Annotated in this window: 26 protein-coding genes; 20 read left to right on the top strand and 6 right to left on the bottom strand. The window is 54.6% G+C overall.

Going from position 1 to position 21,868, the window contains the following annotated elements; translation table 11 throughout:
- Positions 1 to 73 precede the first annotated feature (73 nt).
- Positions 74 to 286, top strand: a complete 213-nt coding sequence (gene rmf, locus BGP77_RS04790) for a ribosome modulation factor (RefSeq protein WP_108163585.1) — start codon at positions 74 to 76, stop codon at positions 284 to 286.
- Positions 287 to 306: 20 nt separating this feature from the next.
- On the opposite strand, the gene BGP77_RS04785 is transcribed toward rmf, so the two are convergent.
- Positions 307 to 735 carry a flagellar basal body-associated FliL family protein gene (locus tag BGP77_RS04785; protein WP_108163584.1) on the bottom strand — a complete coding sequence of 143 codons (429 nt, stop codon included), beginning with the start codon at positions 733 to 735 and terminating at the stop codon, positions 307 to 309.
- Positions 736 to 952: 217 nt separating this feature from the next.
- Between BGP77_RS04785 and rsd the strand changes: the two genes are divergently transcribed.
- The 4 genes from rsd (at position 953) to BGP77_RS04765 (ending at position 4,602) form a co-directional block, all read left to right on the top strand.
- The gene (gene rsd, locus BGP77_RS04780; protein ID WP_108163583.1) at positions 953 to 1,417 is read left to right on the top strand and encodes a sigma D regulator; all 465 of its coding nucleotides are present in this window, start codon (positions 953 to 955) and stop codon (positions 1,415 to 1,417) included.
- A gap of 19 nt (positions 1,418 to 1,436) precedes the next feature.
- Positions 1,437 to 2,420 carry a WD40 repeat domain-containing protein gene (locus BGP77_RS04775; RefSeq protein ID WP_146171194.1) on the top strand — a complete coding sequence of 328 codons (984 nt, stop codon included), beginning with the start codon at positions 1,437 to 1,439 and terminating at the stop codon, positions 2,418 to 2,420.
- A 101-nt stretch (positions 2,421 to 2,521) separates the two neighbouring features.
- Complete coding sequence (locus BGP77_RS04770; RefSeq protein WP_108163581.1) at positions 2,522 to 3,262, top strand: ParA family protein; 741 nt, start codon at positions 2,522 to 2,524, stop codon at positions 3,260 to 3,262.
- Between the two features lie 194 nt (positions 3,263 to 3,456).
- Positions 3,457 to 4,602: a histone H1-like repetitive region-containing protein gene (locus BGP77_RS04765; protein WP_199224197.1), complete on the top strand. Its 1,146-nt coding sequence runs from the start codon at positions 3,457 to 3,459 to the stop codon at positions 4,600 to 4,602.
- Between the two features lie 10 nt (positions 4,603 to 4,612).
- Here the strand turns inward: BGP77_RS04765 and BGP77_RS04760 are convergent, their stop codons facing one another.
- Positions 4,613 to 5,041 (bottom strand): DUF2390 domain-containing protein, encoded by a 429-nt coding sequence (locus BGP77_RS04760; protein WP_146171193.1) that lies wholly within the window; start codon positions 5,039 to 5,041, stop codon positions 4,613 to 4,615.
- 62 nt (positions 5,042 to 5,103) lie between these two features.
- Between BGP77_RS04760 and BGP77_RS04755 the strand changes: the two genes are divergently transcribed.
- Positions 5,104 to 7,011: an ABC-F family ATP-binding cassette domain-containing protein gene (locus tag BGP77_RS04755; RefSeq protein ID WP_108163579.1), complete on the top strand. Its 1,908-nt coding sequence runs from the start codon at positions 5,104 to 5,106 to the stop codon at positions 7,009 to 7,011.
- Between the two features lie 234 nt (positions 7,012 to 7,245).
- Complete coding sequence (locus BGP77_RS04750) at positions 7,246 to 7,821, top strand: ATP-dependent Clp protease proteolytic subunit (protein ID WP_108163578.1); 576 nt, start codon at positions 7,246 to 7,248, stop codon at positions 7,819 to 7,821.
- A gap of 150 nt (positions 7,822 to 7,971) precedes the next feature.
- Here the strand turns inward: BGP77_RS04750 and rho are convergent, their stop codons facing one another.
- The 3 genes from rho to hemB all read right to left on the bottom strand — a co-directional run bounded on the left by rho (position 7,972) and on the right by hemB (position 10,862).
- Positions 7,972 to 9,228, bottom strand: coding sequence for a transcription termination factor Rho (gene rho, locus BGP77_RS04745; protein ID WP_108163577.1), 1,257 nt, complete (start codon positions 9,226 to 9,228; stop codon positions 7,972 to 7,974).
- Between the two features lie 157 nt (positions 9,229 to 9,385).
- A complete protein-coding gene (trxA, locus tag BGP77_RS04740; protein ID WP_108163576.1) occupies positions 9,386 to 9,712 on the bottom strand; it encodes a thioredoxin TrxA in 327 nt (108 codons plus the stop codon).
- 151 nt (positions 9,713 to 9,863) lie between these two features.
- On the bottom strand, positions 9,864 to 10,862 hold the full coding sequence (hemB, locus tag BGP77_RS04735; RefSeq protein ID WP_199224196.1) for a porphobilinogen synthase: 999 nt from the start codon (positions 10,860 to 10,862) through the stop codon (positions 9,864 to 9,866).
- Between the two features lie 147 nt (positions 10,863 to 11,009).
- Here hemB and ubiE point away from each other — a divergent pair, with 147 nt between their 5' ends.
- The 7 genes from ubiE to tatC all read left to right on the top strand — a co-directional run bounded on the left by ubiE (position 11,010) and on the right by tatC (position 15,797).
- Positions 11,010 to 11,759 carry a bifunctional demethylmenaquinone methyltransferase/2-methoxy-6-polyprenyl-1,4-benzoquinol methylase UbiE gene (gene ubiE, locus BGP77_RS04730; protein ID WP_108163575.1) on the top strand — a complete coding sequence of 250 codons (750 nt, stop codon included), beginning with the start codon at positions 11,010 to 11,012 and terminating at the stop codon, positions 11,757 to 11,759.
- Positions 11,756 to 12,409: an SCP2 domain-containing protein gene (locus tag BGP77_RS04725; protein ID WP_108163574.1), complete on the top strand. Its 654-nt coding sequence runs from the start codon at positions 11,756 to 11,758 to the stop codon at positions 12,407 to 12,409. The genes ubiE and BGP77_RS04725 overlap by 4 nt, the downstream gene beginning before the upstream one ends.
- Entirely contained in the window at positions 12,406 to 14,031 is a 1,626-nt protein-coding gene (ubiB, locus tag BGP77_RS04720; protein ID WP_108163573.1) for a ubiquinone biosynthesis regulatory protein kinase UbiB, read from the top strand. The genes BGP77_RS04725 and ubiB overlap by 4 nt, the downstream gene beginning before the upstream one ends.
- Positions 14,032 to 14,065: 34 nt before the next feature.
- On the top strand, positions 14,066 to 14,395 hold the full coding sequence (locus BGP77_RS04715) for a phosphoribosyl-ATP diphosphatase (RefSeq protein ID WP_370446826.1): 330 nt from the start codon (positions 14,066 to 14,068) through the stop codon (positions 14,393 to 14,395).
- A 66-nt stretch (positions 14,396 to 14,461) separates the two neighbouring features.
- On the top strand, positions 14,462 to 14,719 hold the full coding sequence (gene tatA / locus BGP77_RS04710; protein WP_108163571.1) for a twin-arginine translocase TatA/TatE family subunit: 258 nt from the start codon (positions 14,462 to 14,464) through the stop codon (positions 14,717 to 14,719).
- Between the two features lie 12 nt (positions 14,720 to 14,731).
- Positions 14,732 to 15,058, top strand: coding sequence for a Sec-independent protein translocase protein TatB (gene tatB, locus BGP77_RS04705; protein WP_108163570.1), 327 nt, complete (start codon positions 14,732 to 14,734; stop codon positions 15,056 to 15,058).
- Positions 15,039 to 15,797, top strand: coding sequence for a twin-arginine translocase subunit TatC (gene tatC, locus BGP77_RS04700; protein WP_233252300.1), 759 nt, complete (start codon positions 15,039 to 15,041; stop codon positions 15,795 to 15,797). The genes tatB and tatC overlap by 20 nt, the downstream gene beginning before the upstream one ends.
- Before the next feature lie 4 nt (positions 15,798 to 15,801).
- Here the strand turns inward: tatC and BGP77_RS04695 are convergent, their stop codons facing one another.
- Entirely contained in the window at positions 15,802 to 16,068 is a 267-nt protein-coding gene (locus BGP77_RS04695; RefSeq protein WP_108163569.1) for a hypothetical protein, read from the bottom strand.
- Positions 16,069 to 16,242: 174 nt separating this feature from the next.
- Between BGP77_RS04695 and BGP77_RS04690 the strand changes: the two genes are divergently transcribed.
- The 6 genes from BGP77_RS04690 to gntR all read left to right on the top strand — a co-directional run bounded on the left by BGP77_RS04690 (position 16,243) and on the right by gntR (position 21,864).
- The gene (locus tag BGP77_RS04690; protein ID WP_158269272.1) at positions 16,243 to 17,238 is read left to right on the top strand and encodes a Gfo/Idh/MocA family protein; all 996 of its coding nucleotides are present in this window, start codon (positions 16,243 to 16,245) and stop codon (positions 17,236 to 17,238) included.
- Positions 17,239 to 17,372: 134 nt separating this feature from the next.
- Positions 17,373 to 18,386, top strand: coding sequence for a TRAP transporter substrate-binding protein (locus tag BGP77_RS04685; RefSeq protein ID WP_108163567.1), 1,014 nt, complete (start codon positions 17,373 to 17,375; stop codon positions 18,384 to 18,386).
- Between the two features lie 46 nt (positions 18,387 to 18,432).
- On the top strand, positions 18,433 to 18,993 hold the full coding sequence (locus BGP77_RS04680) for a TRAP transporter small permease subunit (RefSeq protein WP_108163566.1): 561 nt from the start codon (positions 18,433 to 18,435) through the stop codon (positions 18,991 to 18,993).
- Entirely contained in the window at positions 18,993 to 20,315 is a 1,323-nt protein-coding gene (locus BGP77_RS04675) for a TRAP transporter large permease subunit (protein WP_108163565.1), read from the top strand. Before BGP77_RS04680 ends, BGP77_RS04675 begins: the two co-directional genes overlap by 1 nt.
- A complete protein-coding gene (locus BGP77_RS04670) occupies positions 20,316 to 20,816 on the top strand; it encodes a gluconokinase (protein ID WP_108163564.1) in 501 nt (166 codons plus the stop codon).
- Between the two features lie 52 nt (positions 20,817 to 20,868).
- Positions 20,869 to 21,864, top strand: a complete 996-nt coding sequence (gene gntR, locus BGP77_RS04665) for a gluconate operon transcriptional repressor GntR (RefSeq protein WP_108163563.1) — start codon at positions 20,869 to 20,871, stop codon at positions 21,862 to 21,864.
- Positions 21,865 to 21,868 lie beyond the last annotated feature (4 nt).

Raw genomic sequence — 21,868 nt, 5'->3', positions numbered from 1 at the left:
GCGCTAAACCTGTCGGGCGGCTGATATCTGATTACCGCTCATCGCGCAAAGGCGCACAGAGGGTTAGCACCGCATGGAGCGCTCGCATTGGACGCTGGACAGCCTCAATAAAGCCTACCAACAAGGGTATATGGTGGGTTTGACCGGTCGTGGTGCGGAAGACTGCTGTTATCAGATGGATGTGCTGGTAGCCGCTTGGGAATCCGGCTGGGATGATGGTTTTGAGCAGTACCAGAAGCAGCAGGAAACGGATGCCACTCAGTCGAACACCCACCGCTCCGCCTAAGTCTGTCCCTCGAGTTCAGGTCAGCCCTGAACCACAATAGAGGTGAACAGCACTTTACGAATCATCGCCTCACCCACTTCGCGTTCCATGACTTCCCGCAGTCGGTCCAGCAAGCGTTCACGGATCAATTCACGTCCTTCGATGCTGCGTAATGTACTTTCTTCTTCACGAGCAAACTGCATGATGACGGCGTGTCGGATCGAATCGGCGTGAGCGTTGACTTCCAACGCGGCGTTGTTGTCGTCCACTTCCAGTGTGACCGACAGCTGGACATATTTAAGCCGATCACCCTGGCCATAGTTCAGCGTGAACTCGGGTTCCAGCGCCACATAATTGGGTCCCAGCGGCTCTTCTTCTGCGTATGCCGTTAGGCTGATAACCGCCAACAGCATCGTCAAGCTGGCCAATAAAGCGGCAGAGTAACGTCGATAAATAGGCTGAGCTGTCATGTCGGCAACGTCTCCTGAACGGATGTAAACGGGTCACATCCTGGCCCGTCGATATGAATCAGTCCAGTTATTCTAGCGCTCACATCGCAGACTGCCCACTGGGAAACGGCGGGCAGTTGTCGGGTGTGGGTGGCTGACCTATAGTGAGTCTTCTAGGAAGCAAACCCAGCAATAAACGGCCGGGTTGCCGGCCGAATCTCTGACAGTGGGAAACAATATGCTCGAAGATTGCAAAACAGCCCATGAGCGTTGGGGCGGCACTCACGAAATGATCGACCGTTGGCTGGAGAACCGCAAACGGACGCTGATCGCTTATTTCAAACTGAAGAAAGACATTGCTGCTGACCAACAAGCACAACCACTGCAAGATTTTTGCGAAACGCTGATGGATTATGTTTCCGCCGGGCATTTTGAGATTTATGAGCAGCTTATTCGTGAAGCGCGTGAGTTTGACGACGGCGGCCTGGATTTAGCCCACAAGCTCTACCCTGCCTTAGAAACCACCACCGAATTTATTCTCTACTTTAACGACAAATACGACACGCCGGAGCAATGCGCGACCCACGCGGATGATCTGCCAGACGACCTGTCCAAGCTGGGTGAACAAATGACCGAACGCTTTGAATTGGAAGATCATTTGATTGAGCGATTGCACAACATTCACCGTGGGCAAGTCGCCTGAAACGGCGGGTTGTGATCGCGTGCTCCGCTTGATCGCGATGAAACGTCCGGTAGGGTCGTCCCGCCTGAGAGACCTGAGTCTGCTCGTGGTGATCAGCTGTTTGGCCGGCTGTTGGTATGACGCCCCTGAGGAGCGCTGGGAAGTGGCGACTCAGGGGGCTTACAGCGGTGGGCTCAGTGCTGACGGCAGTCGGCTGGTGGTGGGTTCCATCCATCAAGGGGGCAGTTATTGGACAACGCGGCCGCCCGCGCGCCAATACGACTGGAATCACCAACCCGGCGCCTACAACGAAATCCTCTACAGTCAGTTTTCCAGCGATGGTCAGGTTGCTCTGACAGCGGACTATTACAACCTGGTCACCTGGGATACCCGCAATGGCGAATCGCTGTCTTTCTGGACGGCACCCGCACGCATTGAGGCGGTCGATTTATCCGCGGATGGTCGCTTCGCGTTGCTGGGACTGAATAACAATAAGGCCGTACTATTCGACACCGTGAATGGCGGCGTGTTGCGTGAATTTTTGCACGATGGTCCGGTGTTGTCGGTGTCGCTCACCGCCGATGCCAGTCGTGCTCTGACCGGTTCTGAAGACCTCACTGCGCGGCTTTGGGACGTGCGTGACAATTCAATGATCCAGCGTTTTAACCTGCCCAATCAGGTGACACTGGTGACGCTCAGTGACGATGGTCGCCTGGCGTTATTGGCGCCTGCCAGCGAGATAGCGTCCGTTTGGAACCTGGCGAGCCGTCGTAAAGTGGCTGATTTACCGACCGAGCAGCATCGTTTATACAGTGCTCGATTTGTCGGCTCCAATCAGTTGTTGCTCGGCACAACGCATCGTGAAATTTTGCAATATGATTTGGACAGCGGTGAACGACAGTCCGTTTGGCGAATCGGTTCTTTTTGGCAAAATGCCTTCCGCAGTGCGACAGTACTTGATATGACATGGCAGAATGACCGACTATTGGTGTTAGGTTCGGATGGATATCTGTATGCGTTCTAAAGTGGATTTAGGCCAACAATGGTCAAAAAGCGTGGCCGCTGTGTGCCAGTTAATGATCATTGAAAAGCAAAATAACCAGGGAGTTAGTCGGGGTCTGATGAATGTCTGCTGATCCTTCAGAAAATCCGGAGAATACCGAAAACGCTGAGGCATCCTCACCCAGCGCTCGCGTTATTTCGGCACCACAACCGGTTCGAATTCTTGTCGCCAATGCCAAAGGCGGCAGCGGAAAAACCACCGTTGCGACTAACTTGGCGAGTTTGTTTGCCAGCCGCAACGAAACCGCCGTTTTAATCGATTACGATCCCCAGGCCTCATCAACCCAATGGCTGCAATCGCGTCAGGCCGATCAGCGCTATATTCACGGCGTTGCTGCGTTTCGTCGGGCCGCTACTCAGATTACGCGGTCCTGGCATCTGCGCAATATGCCCGCCGATACTTCCAAAGTGATTATCGACACGCCGTCTGGTTTGACCGGGTCATTGCTCAATGAGCTGGTCCGGGAGTGCGATGTGGTCTTGATCCCGGTAACACCCTCACCAATCGATATTCGCGCCACGACCGTCTTTATCAAAGATTTGTTGCTGTGCCCGGCTTATCGCTCATCGCCACGCCGTGTTGCGGTATTGGCGAACCGGGCTCGCAAGAACACCTTGGTGTATTCCAAATTGGAGCTGTTTTTACGCAGCCTGAAAATTCCGTTTATTGCCACTTTCCGTGATACCCAGTTTTATGTCCGGGCATCGGAATACGGCATGGGGTTGTACGATCTGGATAATGCCCAGCAAGCAGACTTAACGGACTGGCAGCAATTAATCGACTGGATTGATCAAGATAAATAATAATTAGATTGAGAAGTGCGTTACTGCTCAGTAAAGGCTCGATAAAAGAGCTCAGCAAATACCACGAGCGGAAATATCGGAAATAGTCGAATAAAAAGCGCAATAATGTTGTCGAATTGAACGTCTTGGCTTGAATTTTTAAGGCGCCCTGACAATAGTACAGGGCACTGGGGATTAAATGAGAGGAAAGACTCATGGCCGCCGCAAAAAAGAAAACAACTGCCCGTAAAACAACTGCCAAACGCAAAGCAGCACCGAAGCGTAAAGCAGCACCGAAGCGTAAAGCAGCACCGAAAGCTACGATGAGTTCACCGGTTGAGTTGCTCAAAACTGAACTGGGAAAACTGCAAACCGAATTGGAAAAAGCGCGCGGCAAAGCCGTTTCTGAATCCGAGAAGCTGCGCAACCAATTGAAGAAAAAGCTGGATACCGCCAAGAAGCAGATGGCCACCGCGCAAGCTAAGCGTAAAGCGGCCGCTGCCCGTGCCAAGGCCAGTGCGACCAAAACTGCTAAGGCACAGTTGCAGAAAGCTGAAGCCACCTTGGCGTCAAGCAAAGCAGTGGTTGAAGACCTGAAGCTGGAATTTGATATTGCCAAAGACAACCTGTCGGCTGCGCTGGCTGAGAAAAAATCAGCCGATGCGGTGAACAAGGCGGTCGACAAAGCCCGCCAGGCAGCGGAGAAGAAGCAGGCCGCTCAGGCTAAGAAAGCGGCCGCTAAAGCCAGCAAGAAAAGTGCAGCGAAAGCTAAAAAGGCAGCCGTGAAGAAAACCGCCGCTGCTAAAAAGGCAGCCGCTAAGAAAACCACGGCGAAGAAGTCGACAGCTAAAAAAGCAGCGACCAAAAAGACCGCAGCGAAAAAGACGACAGCTAAGAAAACCGCCGCCAAGAAAACGGCTGCGAAGAAAACCACCGCTAAAAAGACCGCTGCTAAGAAAACGACGGCTAAAAAGTCGGTAGCCGCCAAGAAGACCACGGCGAAGAAAACCGCAGCTAAGAAAGCGGCACCGAAGAAAACCGCTGCCAAGAAGTCAGCTGCGAAGAAGACACCGGCTAAAAAGGCCGCAGCACCGAAGAAAACAGCCGCCAAAAAAGCACCGGTGAAGCAGCCAGCCGCTCCAGCTACTAGCGCGAAGCCAGCAGCGCCAGCGCCGAAACCGGCTCAGCCTACGCCGACACCGGCGCCAGCGGCTACCAGCACGCCGAAACCGGAAGCGCCTAAGCCTGCAGAGCCTAAGCGTGAAGAGAGTCCGTCCAAGCCAGCTGAGAACAAACCGCTGGTTAATACCGTCCCATCGGGCGATGGCCGCAGTCTGTTCGATCCGAAAAAAGACGCCTAATCCGGCCGTCCTAAGAACCCAGGCGTTGCACGAGCTCGTGCAGCGCATGGGTTCTTGTTATCTGCCAGTGTTGGCAAAGCGCTTCGACGGCGCTTTCGACTGAGATCGCCCTGTCTTGTTGTCTCAGGCAATCTGCCAACAACGCCAAATCCCATTGCTCCAGCGCTAACTCCCATTGTAGAGCCAGTGTTCGTGTCGGGTGATTCGGTGGCAGTTGAAAGCGAAGGTGTCGTACCCGGCGCAGAACCTGTCGAGGTCGCCCTGATTCCACCGCTTGCCAGGCACCCCAGTCCAGACACCATTGGTGGTGTCGTGCAAAGCCGCACAGCAGAATGTCGTTGACGCCCGCACCATCAGCCTGCCATTGCAGCAGTGTTTCTTTGTGAGCGGAATACACCGACAGGGCATAATCCCAAAGCGCTGGCCGTAAAGACGTCATATTGATGAGTCTGATGGTATTGAACGAAGACAGTATCACACAGCGTTGGTAAACTCCGCGCCATGATTCAGCTTAACCAAATCAGCCTCCAACGCGGTGGCGTCCCCCTGATTGAAGACAGCACCATCACTCTGTACCCGGGCGAGCGAGTGGCTGTGATCGGTGCCAATGGCAGCGGTAAATCAACCTTGTTTCAGGTCTTGCAGGGTGAACTTGCGGTCGACGGTGGCAGTGTCTCCATCCCAGCATCCTGGCGTATTTCCCATATGGCGCAGGAAGTGGATGCCAGCGCTCGTTCGGCGCGCGATTTTGTACTCGATGGCGACGATAAGCTTCGTGCTCTGGAGGCAGAACAGGCCGATGCCGAAGCCGCGGGCAATGACGACCGCTTGGCGCACGTGCTGGGCGAGTTGGACAATTATCAGGCGTACGCCAAAACCAGTCAGGCCGAACAGTTGTTGCTGGGTTTGGGTTTTGTCACCAGTGATTATGAGCGCGCCGTAGCCGATTTTTCTGGTGGTTGGCGGGTGCGGCTGAATTTAGCGCGCGCACTAATGAAACCGGCTGACTTGCTGCTGCTCGACGAACCGACCAACCACCTGGATCTGCACACCTGTTATTGGCTGGAAAACTGGCTGCGTCGTTACCCCGGTACCGTTTTGCTGATTTCGCACGACCGCGACTTTATCGACGGTGTTGCCACTCAGGTACTCAGTTTAAGTCAGCGCCAACTGACCTTGTGGCGTGGTAATTACAGTCAGTACGAACGTCAGCGCGCCGAGCACGAACGACTGCAGCAATCGCAGTATGAAAAGCAGCAGGCGCGTATTGCTGAAATTCAGTCCTTTGTCGATCGTTTTAAAGCCAAAGCCAGTAAAGCCAAGCAGGCGCAAAGCCGGGTTAAGATGCTCGAGCGCATGACGCTGGAAGCGCCAGTGCATATCGATAACGGCTATGACCTCAGCCTGCCCTGCCACGATAAAGTGTCCGATCCATTGCTCAGTCTCAGCAATGTCAGTCTGGGTTATGGTGAGCGCGCGGTCATTGAAGGCATCCGCCTGAGTTTGCATCCGGGCATGCGCGTCGGATTGCTGGGTGTGAATGGTGCGGGTAAATCCACCTTGGTGAAGGCGCTGGCCGGTGAGCTGAAGCCGATGGCCGGTGAGCTGACCTCGGGCCAGCATCTGCGCATTGGCTATTTTGCCCAGCATCAGCTTGAATCATTGGACAGTCATGCCAGCGCGATGGAGCACCTTAAGCGGCTCGATCCTCGCGAACGCGACCAGACGTTGCGGAATTTTATCGGTCGTTACGGTTTCAATGGTGATCGTGCGGATGAACGCATCGAGCATTTTTCCGGTGGCGAAAAGGCACGCCTGGCATTGGCGTTAATTGCCTGGCGTAAGCCGAATGTTTTGCTATTGGACGAACCGACCAACCACTTGGATCTGGAAGTACGTGCGTCGTTAAATTTGGCGCTTCAGGCTTATGAAGGTGCAGTCATCTTGGTCTCGCACGACCGCTATTTGCTGAACAACACCGCTGAGGTGTTTTGGTGGGTTAACCAAGGTCGCGTCGATGAATACAGTGGCGATCTGGATGATTATTTCCAGGCGCTGTTGAAACAACCGGAGCAACTGAAAGGTCGCAAAGAAAACAGCCCGAATGCTCAGAACACAGCATCGGTGGATAAAAAACAGCTGCGTCAGCAAAAGGCGGCGGAACGTGAACGGCTCAAACCGATCAAGCGTCAGTTGCAGCAGCTGGAAAAAGAGATGGAAAAACGACAGCAACGTCTGTCAGCCATTGAAAGCGACCTTGCGGATACCGATTTATATGAAGATTCGCGCAAAGACGAACTCCAGGCATTACTCAAAGAGCAGTCCAACTTGAGTCAGAGTCAGCAGGAGTCGGAAGCGCAATGGCTGACATTGAGTGAAACCGTAGAAGCGGCAGAAGCGTCACTCTAAGCTGTGGATAAGTTGTTGGATAAGCTCGTATCAACTGCCAGAGCGTGAGGATGCAGCGTTGAGAGCCATTATCAGTGAAGCTCGATAGAAGACAAATTTACATAGAAAATCAATAAGTTAGAGATATATCTTCAGAGGTTGTCATAACAAAGACAGCTAACCGTCATAGACAACCACTTTGTGTATAAGCTGGGTTGTCACGCTGCGAACCTGACCCAGCCCAAGGAGACATAGATGAGCGACGATAAGAAAGACACCAAAGAAATTCTGGATCCTGTCGGTGATCGACTGATAAAAGCGCGTAAGGTTTTGATCTGTGAAGAGATCAACCAAACCATGGCTAAGAAAGTGATTGGTCAGTTATTGGCCCTGGCTGAAGAATCGAGCGATGACATTCAGTTGTTCATTAACAGCCAGGGTGGTCATGTAGAAGCGGGTGACTCCATTCACGACATCATTCAGTTTATCGAGCCACGCGTTAAAGTGATCGGTACGGGCTGGGTGGCCAGCGCGGGTACGCACATCTTTTTAGCGGCAGATAAAGAAGATCGTTACTGCCTGCCCAATACCCGTTTTCTGATTCATCAGCCGACCGGCGGTGTGGGTGGTCAGGCCAGCGATATCGCCATTCAGGCGGAGCAGATTTTGCGTATGCGTGAACGCCTGGCGCGCATCATCAGCGAAGCGACCGGCCAGAGCATCGAGCAGGTGCGTAAGGACATTGAGCGCGATCGCTGGATGACGACCGATGAAGCCATTGAGTATGGCATCGTCAGTAAGGTGGTTCGTTCCAGCTCTGAGATGGTGTAACTGTTTTAGATTTAAAAAATCCCGGCATTGGCCGGGATTTTTTTGTGCTGGCTGACTTGGCAGGCAGGACATCCCTGTTAACTGGTCCAGGCCGACATCCATGTCGGCCGTAAAAACCCGATTTGGCCGCGTAGCGGCCCAATCGGGTTTTTACCCCTTCATCGACTTGAAGAATTCGTCGTTGGTCTTGGTCTGCTTGAGTTTGTTGATCAGGAAGTCGATGGCGGCAACGTCTTCCATTTCCGCCAGCAGCTTGCGCAGAATCCACATCCGTTGCAGCTCGTCCTGACTGGTCAGCAACTCTTCGCGGCGAGTACCGGAACGGCGCACATTAATGGATGGGAAGATGCGCTTCTCAGCGATTTTGCGATCCAAGTGCACTTCCATGTTGCCGGTGCCTTTGAATTCTTCGTAGATCACTTCGTCCATTTTCGAGCCAGTGTCGATCAAAGCGGTGGCCATAATGGTCAGTGAACCGCCCTCTTCGATGTTCCGTGCTGCGCCGAAGAAACGTTTCGGGCGTTCCAAAGCATGGGCGTCGACACCACCGGTCAGTACTTTGCCGGAGCTCGGTACGATGGTGTTGTAAGCACGTGCCAAACGAGTGATGGAGTCGAGCAGAATGACCACATCCTGCTTGTGCTCGACCAATCGCTTGGCTTTTTCGATCACCATTTCGGCGACCTGAACGTGACGCGCGGGTGGCTCATCGAAGGTTGACGCGATCACTTCGCCGCGTACTGAGCGCTGCATGTCGGTCACTTCTTCCGGACGTTCGTCGATCAGTAATACGATCAGGTGTGTTTCCGGATTATTGCGGGTAATCGCCTGTGCTACGTGCTGCAGCATCAGCGTTTTACCGGCCTTGGGTGGCGATACGATCAGGCCACGCTGACCTTTACCGATCGGTGATACCAGGTCGAGAATCCGGCCGGACAAATCTTCGGTTGAGCCGTTGCCGGATTCCAGCAGCAGTCGCTCTTGCGGGAACAGCGGCGTCAGGTTTTCAAACAGAACCTTGTTGCGGCCGCTCTCCAGGGATTCGTAGTTGATCTTGTCAACTTTGAGCAGCGCGAAGTAGCGCTCACCTTCTTTCGGCGGGCGAATTTTGCCGGAGATGGTATCGCCGGTGCGCAGGTTAAAGCGGCGGATCTGGCTGGGAGAGACATAGATGTCATCCGGGCCGGCCAGATAAGAAGCGGTTGCCGATCGCAGAAAACCAAAGCCGTCCTGCAGAATTTCCAAAACTCCATCACCCCAGATGTCTTCACCGCTTTTGGCGTGACGTTTAAGGATGGTGAAAATCAGGTCTTGCTTGCGTGAACGGTTCAGGTTGTCCAGGCCCATGTCCTTGGCGATTTCCAGGAGCTCAGGCACAGGTTTGGTTTTTAAGTCACTCAGATTCATAGGATTAGCGGTTTTGATTGTATAGGGATGATGGGCGGGCGGGGTGCCCAGAGACGTGGTTGGGAAGCGTTGGAAATTGGAATTAAAGACACTATAGGGGGTGCTTTTTAGCCTGTCCAGAAAAGATTCGGGCCGGAATTCCCGGCCCGGAACCGCATCACAGGTTACCCTGGATAAACTCGATCAATTGAGTTTTGGATAACGCACCGACCTTGGTGGCAACAACTTCACCGCCACGGAACATCATCAGTGTCGGAATGCCGCGAATACCAAACTTAGGCGGCGTGTTGGGATTGTCGTCGATGTTCAGTTTGGCAACATCGAGTTGCTCGGCGTACTCATCGGCGACTTCTTCCAGAACCGGCGCAATCATTTTGCAGGGGCCACACCACTCCGCCCAGTAGTCCACCAGGACGGGCTTGTCGCTGCCCAGTACTTCAGATTCGAAGCTGTCGTCGGTTACGTTTTTGATTTGTTCGCTCATTGGGTTCCGTACTCGTTAAATGAAATCGTTCCTGACCAGTCAGGGTGCAGTGGCCCTGGCGATTAAGTGGCAAAACTGGCGGTATTGACCGGGAGCCACCGGACGGTGCTCCCTCAGGAAGCGCCTAACATGAACGCTTAGACGTCGGTTTTCAAGTCCGATTTGCCAGTAAACGGGCGGTATCGACGGCGAAATAGGTGAGAATGCCGTCGGCGCCGGCGCGTTTAAACGCCATCAGGCTTTCCAGCATTACGCTGTTTTTATCCAGCCAACCTTGGGCGAAAGCCGCCTGATGCATGGCGTATTCACCGCTGACTTGATAGGCAAAGGTGGGCACGCGGAACTCGTCTTTAACGCGACGCACGATATCCAGATACGGCATACCCGGTTTGACCATCACCATATCCGCACCTTCTGCCAGGTCGAGCGCGATCTCATGCAACGCTTCATCACTGTTGGCCGGGTCCATCTGGTACGTCGATTTATTGCCTTTGCCCAGGTTAGCAGCCGAACCCACGGCATCGCGGAAAGGGCCGTAGTAGTTGGACGCATACTTGGCCGAATACGCCATGATCTGGGTGTTGTGGAACGCTTCGTCTTCCAGCGCTTCACGCATGGCGCCAATCCGCCCATCCATCATATCGCTGGGTGCGACCACATCGGCGCCGGCTTCGGCGTGCGACAGTGTCTGGCGGACCAGCGTCTGGACGGTGACGTCATTCATCACATAGCCACTGTCGTCAATGATCCCATCCTGACCGTGGGTGGTGAATGGGTCGAGCGCCACATCGGTCATCACGCCTAATGCCGGGTAAGCCGCTTTTAAAGCGCGGGTCGCGCGTTGGGCCAGGCCATCTGGGTTGTAAGCTTCGGCGGCATCGAGTGATTTCTTCTCGGCCGGTACGACGGGGAATAAGGCCACCATGGGAATGCCCAGTTGCACCCATTCTTCGGCCGCCACCACCAGCAGATCCACTGAGAGGCGTTCCACTCCCGGCATGGAGGGTACCGCTTCGCGCTGTTGTTCGCCTTCGAGCACAAAGACCGGGTAAATCAGGTCGTCCACCGTCAGTTGGTTTTCCCGCACCAGTCGACGCGAAAAGTCATGGGCGCGCAGTCGGCGCAGGCGGGTTTGAGGGTAATGACGCATGGAAGCGGAACTCCTGATGTGGGTGGCAGGCAATTTGACTGACGTCATTATCCGGGCGTAAAGGTCAGTTTCCAAGGCCAGCGCGGTCGCCCCGCTCAGGCGAAATCGTTACAATGCGGCCTGCCCTGTTACTGCTGCGGAGTTCGGATGGCCGATAAAGACACCACCCATTTTGGTTACCAAGAAGTCGCGACCGGCGATAAGCAAAAAAAGGTGGCCGATGTGTTTCATTCGGTTGCCAGCAAATACGACTTGATGAACGACCTGATGTCGTTTGGTGTTCATCGGCTGTGGAAGCGCTACACCATTGAGCTGTCTGGTGTTCGCGCCGGTAACAGTGTGCTCGATATCGCCGGTGGTACGGGTGATCTGAGCTATGCCTTTGCCCGCAAAGTCGGCGCCGAAGGTCAGGTAGTATTAGCGGACATCAATGAATCCATGCTCAAGGTGGGGCGTGATCGTCTGGCCGATCGCGGCATTGCCGGTAACCTGGAAACCGTTCAAGCCAATGCGGAATCACTGCCGTTCGATGACAACCGCTTCGACGTCGTTACCATCGCTTTTGGTTTGCGGAACGTCACCCACAAAGAAAAAGCGCTGGCGGAAATGCAGCGTGTATTAAAGCCGGGTGGTCGTTTGTTGGTGTTGGAATTTTCCAAACCACGCAATGATTTGCTCAGTCGCGCCTATGATTTTTACTCGTTCCAGGCGTTACCGCGCATGGGCAGTATGGTGACTGGCGATGCCGACAGCTATCGCTATTTGGCCGAATCCATTCGCATGCATCCTGATCAGGAAACGCTGAAATCGATGATGAGCGATGCGGGCTTAGAACGAGTGCAGTACCACAACCTCACCGGTGGCATCGTAGCCTTGCACCGAGGCGTCAAGCCATGAGCCTGCTGGCCTTGCCGCTGCAACGACTGATCAACGACGCGCTGCACTACGATCCGAATGCGGGACGTCGTCTGGCCGATCTGGCTGGCCAAAGCCTGGTGTTGGAAATGCGCGAACCAGCATTGAAGATTGCCTTGTCGATTGAAGCCGACGGTGCAGAAGACACTACTGAGACCCAAACCGCCCATATCGATGTAGCGTTCACGGAGCCGGAACTGGTTAACGCTCGCGTCAGTGGTCGTGCCACAGACTTGCTGGCGGTATTGCGTTCGACCGACCGCACTCAGGCAATGATGGCTCATCAGATCGATATTCAAGGCGATACCCGCACCTTCTTTACCTTGCAATCCATTCTTGCCGAGCTGGAAATCGACTGGGAAATGGCGTTGGGTGATCGTTTGGGCGATCTGCCGGCGCACTGGCTGGCCGAAGGCTTACGCAGTTTCGCCGGCTGGGCGCGCGTTCAGGGTGAATCGACCGAACGAACACTGAACAATTACCTGCGTGAAGAAAGTGACGCTCTGGTACCGAACTCACTGTGGCAAGCACACAGCGAACAGGTGCATAACACACGTTTGGCTGCAGATCGTTTGGCTGCGCGTCTGGAACGGTTATCCAAACGCCTGGACACGGAGACGTCGCGCTCTTGACCATTTTTCGTTTGATCCGCATCGCCTGGGTGCTGAGCCGCTATCGTCTGGATACGTTGCTGCGCTACCAGCAGATTCCCTGGCCGATTCGGGTGGCACAATGGTTTTTCCCGTTGCGCTGGATCATTCCGGCACGTGGCAGTGAAGGCTATCGGCTGCGCCGTGCGCTGGAAACCCTGGGTCCGGTGTTTGTTAAGTTTGGCCAGATTCTCTCCACTCGACGCGATTTACTGCCGCCGGAAATGGCCGTCGAACTGGCGTATTTGCAAGACAACGTGCCGTCCTTTGCCAGTAAAAAAGCCCGTGCGTTGATTGAAGAAGCGTTAGGCCAACCCGTTGATGAACTTTTTTTGGAATTCGATGCTGAGCCGCTGGCGTCTGCGTCCATTGCTCAGGTTCACAGTGCGATATTGCCGGACGGTCGCTCCGTTGTGGTTAAGGTGATCCGTCCCGGTATTAAAAGTGGCATCATCAAAGATGTGCGCTTGATGGAAGTGATGGCCTGGCTGGTCAATATGTTGCCAGACGGTCATCGCTTGCGGCCACAGGCCGTGGTTGAAGACTTCCGCAAAACCATTCTCGACGAACTCGATTTGATGCGTGAAGGCTCTAACCTCGCCGCTTTTCGACGCAACTTTGAAAGCTCCGAGCTGTTGTATATTCCGTGGGTTCATTGGGAGTACACCCGCCGTAATGTGCTGGTGATGGAGCGCATCAATGGCATTGGCGTCTCCAGTGTGGATGAACTCAACGACATTGGCGTTGACATGAAAATTCTGGCTGAACGCGGCGTGGAGATTTTCTTTACGCAGGTGTTCCGCGATTCTTTCTTCCACGCTGACATGCATCCGGGCAATATCTTTGTCAGTCGCGAACACCCGGAATCGCCACAATATATTGGTATCGATTGTGGCATTGTCGGTTCGTTGTCGCGCGAAGATCAGAACTACTTAGCTCAGAATCTGCTGGCGTTTTTTAACCGCGATTATTATCGCGTTGCCGAATTGCATGTTGAGTCCGGCTGGGTGCCCGCCAATACTCGAGTGAACGAGTTTGAAGCGGCCATTCGTGCGGTGTGTGAGCCGATCTTCGAAAAACCACTGGCGGAAATTTCCTTCGGCTTGTTGCTGGTTCGTCTGTTCCAGACCGCACAGCGTTTTGACATGCACGTTCAGCCCCAGCTGGTCTTGCTGCAAAAAACCTTGCTGAATGTTGAAGGTCTGGGACGACAGCTGTATCCGCAGCTCGATTTATGGGCGACGGCCAAGCCGTTTCTGGAACGCTGGATGCGTGAGCAGGTCGGACCCAAGCGGTTGCTCAAAGCCATTCAGCAACATGGCCCGGGCTGGCTGGCTAAGGCGCCACAAATGCCGGACCTGGTACACGATACCTTGCTTAACTTGCGGCAAGTCGGCCAGGTTGAGCAGCGTTTGCAGCAGCGTCTGGCCGATATTCAGGTCAGCCAGCAGCGCGCCAATCGCAAATTGACGCGCCGACTGCTGGCGACGGTTTTGTTACTCTTTGTGTTCTGGACCGGTGATCCAGGTGCCTGGCTGCTTAGCTTGTCGCCGGGGCAGTGGGCCGGGTTGGGTGTCGGCGCTCTCTTGCTGCTGTGGCCTTAGGACCGACATAATTCGTTAACGGCGGTGTCATATAATGGATGTTTTGCAACAATTGGCGGCGACGCTGGAAGCACGTAAAGGTGCCGCGGCGGATGATTCCTACGTGGCTTCGTTATACGCTAAAGGTCTGGATAAGATCCTTGAGAAAGTGGGCGAGGAAGCGGTTGAAACTATTCTTGCCGCTAAGAACGTTAAAGCAGGTACCGATCCGGCGGATCGACTGATCAGCGAAACAGCCGATCTTTGGTTTCACAGCCTGGTAATGCTGGCAGATCTGGGCTTAGGCCCGGAAGCGGTACTGGAAGAATTACAGCGACGGTTCGGCCTGTCCGGACACGATGAAAAAGCCGCCCGTTCCAACTGAGGGCGCGCACGAATCCCGCACTTTGGCTGCCGTGCCAAAGCGCTTTAATACCGAGTGAGGTGGAAGATGGGTTTAGGTGGAATTTCCATTTGGCAATTGCTGATCGTATTGGCCATCGTCGTGCTGATTTTCGGCACCAAGCGACTGAAAGGCTTAGGTGGCGATGTTGGCGGTGCGATTAAGTCGTTTAAATCGGCGATGAACGAAGAAGAAAAAGCCGAAAAGGCCGACGAAACCAAAGGGCTGGAAGAGCAATCCAAGGACGCACAGTTCTCGGAAACGGCGGCTTCTGAAGCTAAGCAGGAAAGCGATAAAACCCGCTAAGAGGCTTCACCGATGTTCGACATGGGTTTTAGCGAGCTGCTGTTGATTGCCGTGATTGGCTTGGTGGTCATTGGTCCTGAGCGATTGCCGGGTGTGGCTCGTACGGTCGGTCGACAGGTCGGCAATCTGCGCCGGTTTATGCGCTCCATGCAGACCCAGCTGGAACAGGAAGTGAAGCTGGATGAATTGAACCGGAAGATCATGGCCGAAACACGCGGTCAGACATTCCGTAATAATGATGAGCCGGCCGACACCGGTCAGCCCTCATCCACCTCGACGGCTCAATCGCAGCCGTCGTCGACACCCTCAGGCAGTAATGATGACGACGGAAAACCCTGAAGATTCTTCCATGCCGCTGGTGGCGCACCTGAAGGAATTGCGCGACCGGATGATTCGTTCGCTGCTGGTGGTGTTTGTCGTGTTTCTGGGTCTGTATTTTCTGGCCGGCGATCTTTATATGATCCTTGCCCGGCCGTTGCAGATATTGCTGCCCGAAGGTGGTCAGCTGATCGCGACGGGTGTTGCCTCACCCTTCTTCGTACCACTGAAACTGACCATTGTATTGGCCATCTTTATCTCTGTACCGTATTTGTTGCATCAGATCTGGGGTTTTATCGCACCGGCTTTATATAAGCACGAACGCATGGTGGCCGTGCCGCTGTTTATCTCCAGCGTCTTTTTGTTTTATGCCGGCGTGGCCTTTGTTTATTTTGTGGTGTTGCCGCTGGTGTTTGGATTTTTTACGTCGGTAGGCCCGCAAGACATCAACCTGATGCCGGATATCGGCAATGTCCTGGATTTTTGTCTGAAGCTGTTTTTTGCGTTTGGCGTGGCGTTTGAAATTCCCATCGCTACCTTTTTGGTGGTCCGGGCGGGCATTGCGTCGGTTGAATCGTTGGGTAAGAAGCGTCCGTACGTTTTTGTCAGTTGCTTCGTGGTGGGCATGCTGGTGACACCGCCAGATGTGGTTTCACAGTCAATTCTGGCGGTGCCGATGTGGTTGTTGTTTGAGCTGGGTTTATTGTTCAGCCGCTTTATTCCGAAGAAATCGGCAGAAGACATCAGCGCGGAGAGTTAACCGCTTAGCGATCGTCGTTGTGATTGACCACTTCACCTTCGATAACATTGCCCTTTTGTGATGATTGCCGGCGCTGCTGTTGTTCGTAAAAACGACGGAAGCGGCTGGCAAATAGCGGGCGACCCGTCAGTTTCAATTTAATGGCATTGATTGCCGCCAGGCCAATGCCTATGGCCAGAGCGGCCATAAAAACAAATAAGCCAATCCAAAACAGAAAGACCATAACGGCCAGACCGATAATGGCGGCGAGTAAGCGTTTCAGCGGAGACATGGGTGGTTCACCTGTCCTTTTGTGGGTCATTCGAGACGCTGCAGCACAGCAGCGGTCGGTAAAATGGTTTTAGGTCAATGGGGCTAGCCTGACACATTGCAATCAGCCTCGGCCAGTCAGAGGTCACATTTTGCGCCATCTTGACGACGGGCTGACATGCCAAGGAGAACAATAATGAGTACAGAGGTTATTCGCTGGGGCATTCTCGGTGCCGGTATCATTGCCCACAAACTGGCGTCTGCGGTGCAGCAACACGATGGCAGTGAATTGCTGGCCGTCGCTTCTCGGACGCCTGCGAAAGCCACCGAATTCGCGGCGGAATTTGGCATCGATGGCAGCGATTATGACACCTTGCTCAAACGCAGCGATATCGATGTGGTCTATGTCGCCACCACCCATAACTTCCATTTCGATAACGCTCGACTGGCACTGCAACATGGCAAGTCGGTCTTGTTGGAAAAACCCTTTACCGTGAATGCTGCTCAGGCGCAGCAATTGATCGACCTGGCGCGTGAACAGGGTGTGTTTCTGATGGAGGCCATTTGGACGCGGTTTTTGCCGGCTCAGGCGCAGCTAAAAGAGCAACTCGACAGCGGTTTAGTCGGTGACCTTCGCCAACTGAACATCAACTTTGGTGCCTTTGTACCGCCACATTATGAGACGCGATTGAAAGACCCGAATCTGGCCGGTGGTGTGACGCTGGACATGGGTATTTACCCGCTGACTTTCGCGAACTTTCTGCTCGGTGAACGGCCTGTCGACGTTCAATCGATGGCGGAGTTTGGCGCCACGGGCGTTGATGAATGGGCCAATTATCTGCTGCGTTATCCGTCCGGTGTGATGGTGAATATCAGCACCAGCTGCAGCCTGAAAATGAAGCCGGAAGCGCTGATTTATGGCAGCCAGGGTTATGTCGAATTTCCCGAATTTCAGCAAGGCAATCGCTACGTTCATCACCGTCATGACGGGGGAAATGAGGTGCTCGCCAGCGACACCTATGAACTGCAGCGGCATGACAATGGCTTTGTTTATCAGGTTGAAGAAGTGGCGCGTTGTCTGGCTGCCGGTGAGCTGGAAAGCCCTGTGATTCCGCTGGCTGAGACGTTGTCGATGATGCAGTTGATGGACTCGATGCGTGCCGACTGGGGTTTCCGTTACCCCTTCGAATAGTTTTTCACGGTTTCAATTCGTTGCTTGCCAAGCAGGAATCGCTGCATTAAAGTGCGCCGAGTTACCGGTAACATTATGTTTTATGTTACCGGTAACAAGGTCAACAAAAACAAAATATACAGCAGGAGACTACCATGCACGCTTCTCTCAAGTGGGCGGCCGGATTGGCGTTGGTCGCCATCGGCAGCCAGACAATCGCCGCAGATTACCGTTTTCAGTTTCAATCGTCCGACCCGTCCGGGGTACGCAATTTCGAGATCAAACAGGAATGGGCTGAGCGCGTTGAAGCCATGTCCGGTGGCCGTGTCGATATCGAAATCCTGCCGGTCAATTCGGTGGTGAGCCACACCGAAACGCTCGATGCCATCGAATCCGGCATTCTCGATGGCCACATCTCGGTGACGGGCTATTTCTCGGGCAAAGACCCGGCTTTTGGTTTGATCGGTAACACCGTCGGTGCCTGGTCCAACCCCGATCAACTGATTGACTACATCTACTACGGTGGTGGCTATGAGTTGATGAACGAACTTTACGAGCCTTATGGCGTTAAGTTCGTAGGGGGTGGCGCGACCGGCCTGGAAGCGTTTGTCTCCAAAGTGCCGCTGGATGGTGTTGAAGACCTGCAAGGGTTGAAGCTGCGCGCGCCTGAAGGTCTTGTGCAGTCGGTCTTTGCGGCCGCAGGGGCGGCGCCGGTGAACCTGCCGGGCTCAGAAGTGTATACCGCGTTGAGCAAAGGCGTGATCGATGCCGCTGACTATACGGTGTTTTCCACCAATCACGCTCAAGGTTTGCATGACATCGCGCCGCATCCGGTTTACCCGGGCTTCCACTCGCTGCCGTTGTTAGAAGTGGCGATGAATCTGGATGAGTGGAACGAACTGCCGGAAGACATTCAGGCGATTTTCACCGTGTCAGTACGCGATTTTGCGAACGACATCAGCACGCAATTGGCGATGGCCGATGTGGATGCGGTCAAAGAAGCGCGTGAAAATCCCGACATTACCATCCACGATTGGTCCGCCGAAGAACGCATGGAATTTCGCGCCATCGCCCGGACTCAATGGGAGGAATACGCCGAAGAATCGCCCAACGCACGTCGCGTTTACGACTCGGTAACCGCCTTCCTGGAATCTCAGGGCCTGCTCTAAGCGGTCATTTTGGTGCCTCGGTTTCCGCCGGGGCCGGAGCCTTTGCATGAAGACCGAACCTTTGGCTGCGGCAGTGCCAACTGAAGACGATGCCAATCTGGCGTCGTCCTGGCTGGACCGCGGCATTATCTGGCTGGGTAAAAAACTGAGCCTAATCTTCGCTCTCGTCGCCCTCATCGGTTGTTACGAAGTCGTGCGACGCTATGTGTTTAATGCCCCGACTTTCTGGGTGCACGAAACAGCGACCTTTCTCGGTGCTGCCTTGTTTATTTTTGGTGGGCTATACGCTTTTGCCACCGACAAGCACGTGCGCGTTGTATTGATCTACGACCATGTGTCTGAACGCGGTCAGCGTGCGCTGCGCATAGTGCATCACCTCGTTGGTCTGGGTTTCTGTGCCATGATGCTCTATGCCTCTTCGATCATGGCGAAGAAAGCGGTGTTTACACCCTGGGGCGCGTTTCGACTTGAAACTTCTGGCTCAGCCTGGAACCCGCCGTTTCCCGCGTTACTCAAAGTGATGGTGTTGCTCGCCATCATCGTGCTGACGCTGCAATACCTGTTGCATCTGCTGCGCGATTTGCGCCAGTGGCGGAGGAAAGACTGATGTTTGAACTTTCCGATATCGGCATCGGCTATGGCAGCTTGCTGATGCTTGTCTTGATGATTGCTCTGTTGCTGACCGGCATGCAGTTGGCCTTTGTCACCGGTTTTGTGGCGTTGATTTTTGCGCTGGGGTGGTTTGGTCCGCCGGCGTTGGGCATCGTCAGCAGCCGCATGTTCAGCTTTATCGGCAGCTACGTTTTTCTAGCGGTGCCGATGTTTGTGTTGATGGCCGCACTGCTCGACCACTCGGGTATCGCTCGCGATCTGTTCGATGCCATGAACCGACTCGGCCGCAAAATTCGCGGCGGTGTGGCGGTTCAGACCTTGGTTGTGGCGGTGATACTGGCGTCCATGTCCGGCGTGATCGGCGGTGAAACCGTTTTGCTCGGTTTGCTGGCGCTGCCGCAGATGCTGCGCCTGGGTTACGACCGTCGTTTAGCCATTGGCACCACCTGCGCAGGCGGCGCCCTGGGCACCATGTTGCCGCCGAGCATCGTGCTGATTATTTATGGTTTAACGGCCAACGTTTCCATCGGCGATCTGTTTAAAGGCGCTTTTCTCCCGGCGTTGCTGTTGGCCTTGCTGTACGTCGGCTATGTGTTGATTCGGGCTTATTTAAATCCATCGCTGGCGCCGCTGCCGTCCGATAAAGAGGCTGAGGCAGACGCCGGGCCGGCACCCAATTTCTTCAAGGCATTGCTGTTTCCATTGTTGTCGGTTGCGGTTGTGTTGGGCTCAATTTACACCGGCGTGGCGTCGGTCACCGAAGCCTCGGCGCTGGGGGTGATTGGTATTGCGCTGAGCACCTGGGTGCGTGGTGAACTGAGTTATCAAATGATCCGCTCAGCCACCATCACCACCTTACGCACCTGCGGCATGATCATCTGGATCGGCATTGGCGCCACCGCACTGGTCGGTGTTTACAACCTGATGGGCGGTATCGAGTTCGTGCGCGAAACGGTGCTGGCGGTCAGCGGTGGTAATGGCCTGGCAACGATTCTCTTTATGATGGCGATCCTGCTGGTGCTGGGCATGTTTCTCGATTGGGTGGGCGTCGCTCTGCTGACCATGCCGATTTTCGTGCCCATTATTACCGAGCTCGGTTACAGCCCGATTTGGTTTGGTGTGTTGTTCTGCATGAACATGCAGGTGTCCTTTCTGTCGCCGCCGTTTGGACCTGCTGCGTTTTACCTGAAAACCGTCGCACCAAAAGACATTTCGCTGGGTGAGATATTCCGCTCCTTGTTGCCCTTTATTGGTCTGCAGATTGTGGCGTTGGCATTGCTGGTTGCCTTTCCGCAGTTAGCCTTGTGGTGGCAATAAATGAACGATCACAGCATTATCGTGATGGGTGTTTCCGGCTGCGGTAAAAGTCTGATCGGTCAGCAGTTGGCGCAGAAACTGGGCCTGCCTTTTTTCGACGCTGACGATTTTCACAGCGACGCCAATGTCAGCAAGATGGCCAGTGGCGTACCGCTGACCGACGCTGATCGGGCCGACTGGTTGGCGAGTCTGGCGCAATTGCTTCGCACGCGCGCGCCGTTGGTATTGGCGTGTTCGGCATTGCGCCAACGTTACCGTGATGAGCTGCGTCGTGCCGATCCGGCTTTGGTGTTTGTACACCTCGATGGGGAAATCGACACTATCTGGGCCCGATTGTCACAGCGGCGCGATCATTATTTCAGTGGCCGTGACATGCTGGAAAGTCAGTTTGCGCAACTCGAGCGCCCGGGCTTGGGTGAAGCGTTTCGAATAGACATAGATCGCCCCGCAGAAGCGGTATTGGCCGCCTGTCTTGATGCCATTGGACGGGGCATCGCTTAGTGCGCCCCTGGTGTAAGATGGAGCGGTTTGCCCTGGCCAATAGCGAAGCCCCGTGAAGAAACGACGTCCTACATTGCAAGACATCGCCGATCAGGTTGGCGCTACCAAGATGACCGTCAGTCGCTGTCTGCGCGACCCGGATACGGTGTCCGAAGGGTTGCGCCAGCGCATTTTCGAAGCCGCGGAAACGCTCGGTTATATTCCTAATCGCGGTCCGGACATTTTGTCCAAATCGACCAGTCGCGCCATTGGTGTCTTGCTGCCCTCGCTGACCAACCAGGTGTTTGCCGACGTGCTCAAGGGCATTGAAGCGGTCACCGAGCCGGCGGGTTATCACCTGATGCTGGCGCACTACGGTTACAGTCCGGATGTGGAAGAGCGCACCTTGGCGTCGTTGTTGTCGTACAACGTCGATGCCGTCTTGCTGTCGGAAAGTCAGCACACCGATCGCACCTTGCGCATGTTGGAAACCGCTGGCGTGCCGACGGTGGAGTTGATGGATACCCGCAACCCGCCCATTCATCAGGCCGTGGGTTTCGATAACGTTGCCGCGGCCCGAGCCATGGTCGAAGCCATGATTGAACGCGGTCGTCGGCATATTTTGTATTTGGCGGTACGGCTGGATGCGCGCACCCTGCAGCGCGAAGAAGGCTACAACCAGGCGATGCGCGCGGCCGGTCTGCAACCGCAAACCTTGCGCCGTGCCGAGCGTTCATCGTACAGCGTTGGTGCGACCTTGCTCGATGAAGTGCTGCAGCAATATCCGCAGGCCGATGGTCTGTTTTGCACCAACGATGACGTGGCCATCGGGGCGTATTTCGAATGCGTGCGACGCGGTTTGGAGGTGCCTGGTCAGTTAGCCATTGCCGGTTTTCACGGTCACGATGTGGGGCAGGTGATGGCGCCGCAATTGGCCAGTGTGGTAACGCCGCGCGAAGCCATGGGCACACGTGCTGCCCAGGCTTTGTTGGCGCGTTTACGCGGTGAAACCGTGAAGGACGCAATCATCGATCTGGGGTATCGCATTGAGACCGGTGGCACGCTATAGGGGT

Source organism: Saccharospirillum sp. MSK14-1, from assembly GCF_003054965.1.
Classification (GTDB): Bacteria; Pseudomonadota; Gammaproteobacteria; order Pseudomonadales; family Natronospirillaceae; genus Saccharospirillum.
The sequence above is the reverse complement of the archived record's forward strand: the minus strand, read 5'-3'. Positions and strand labels throughout refer to the sequence as shown.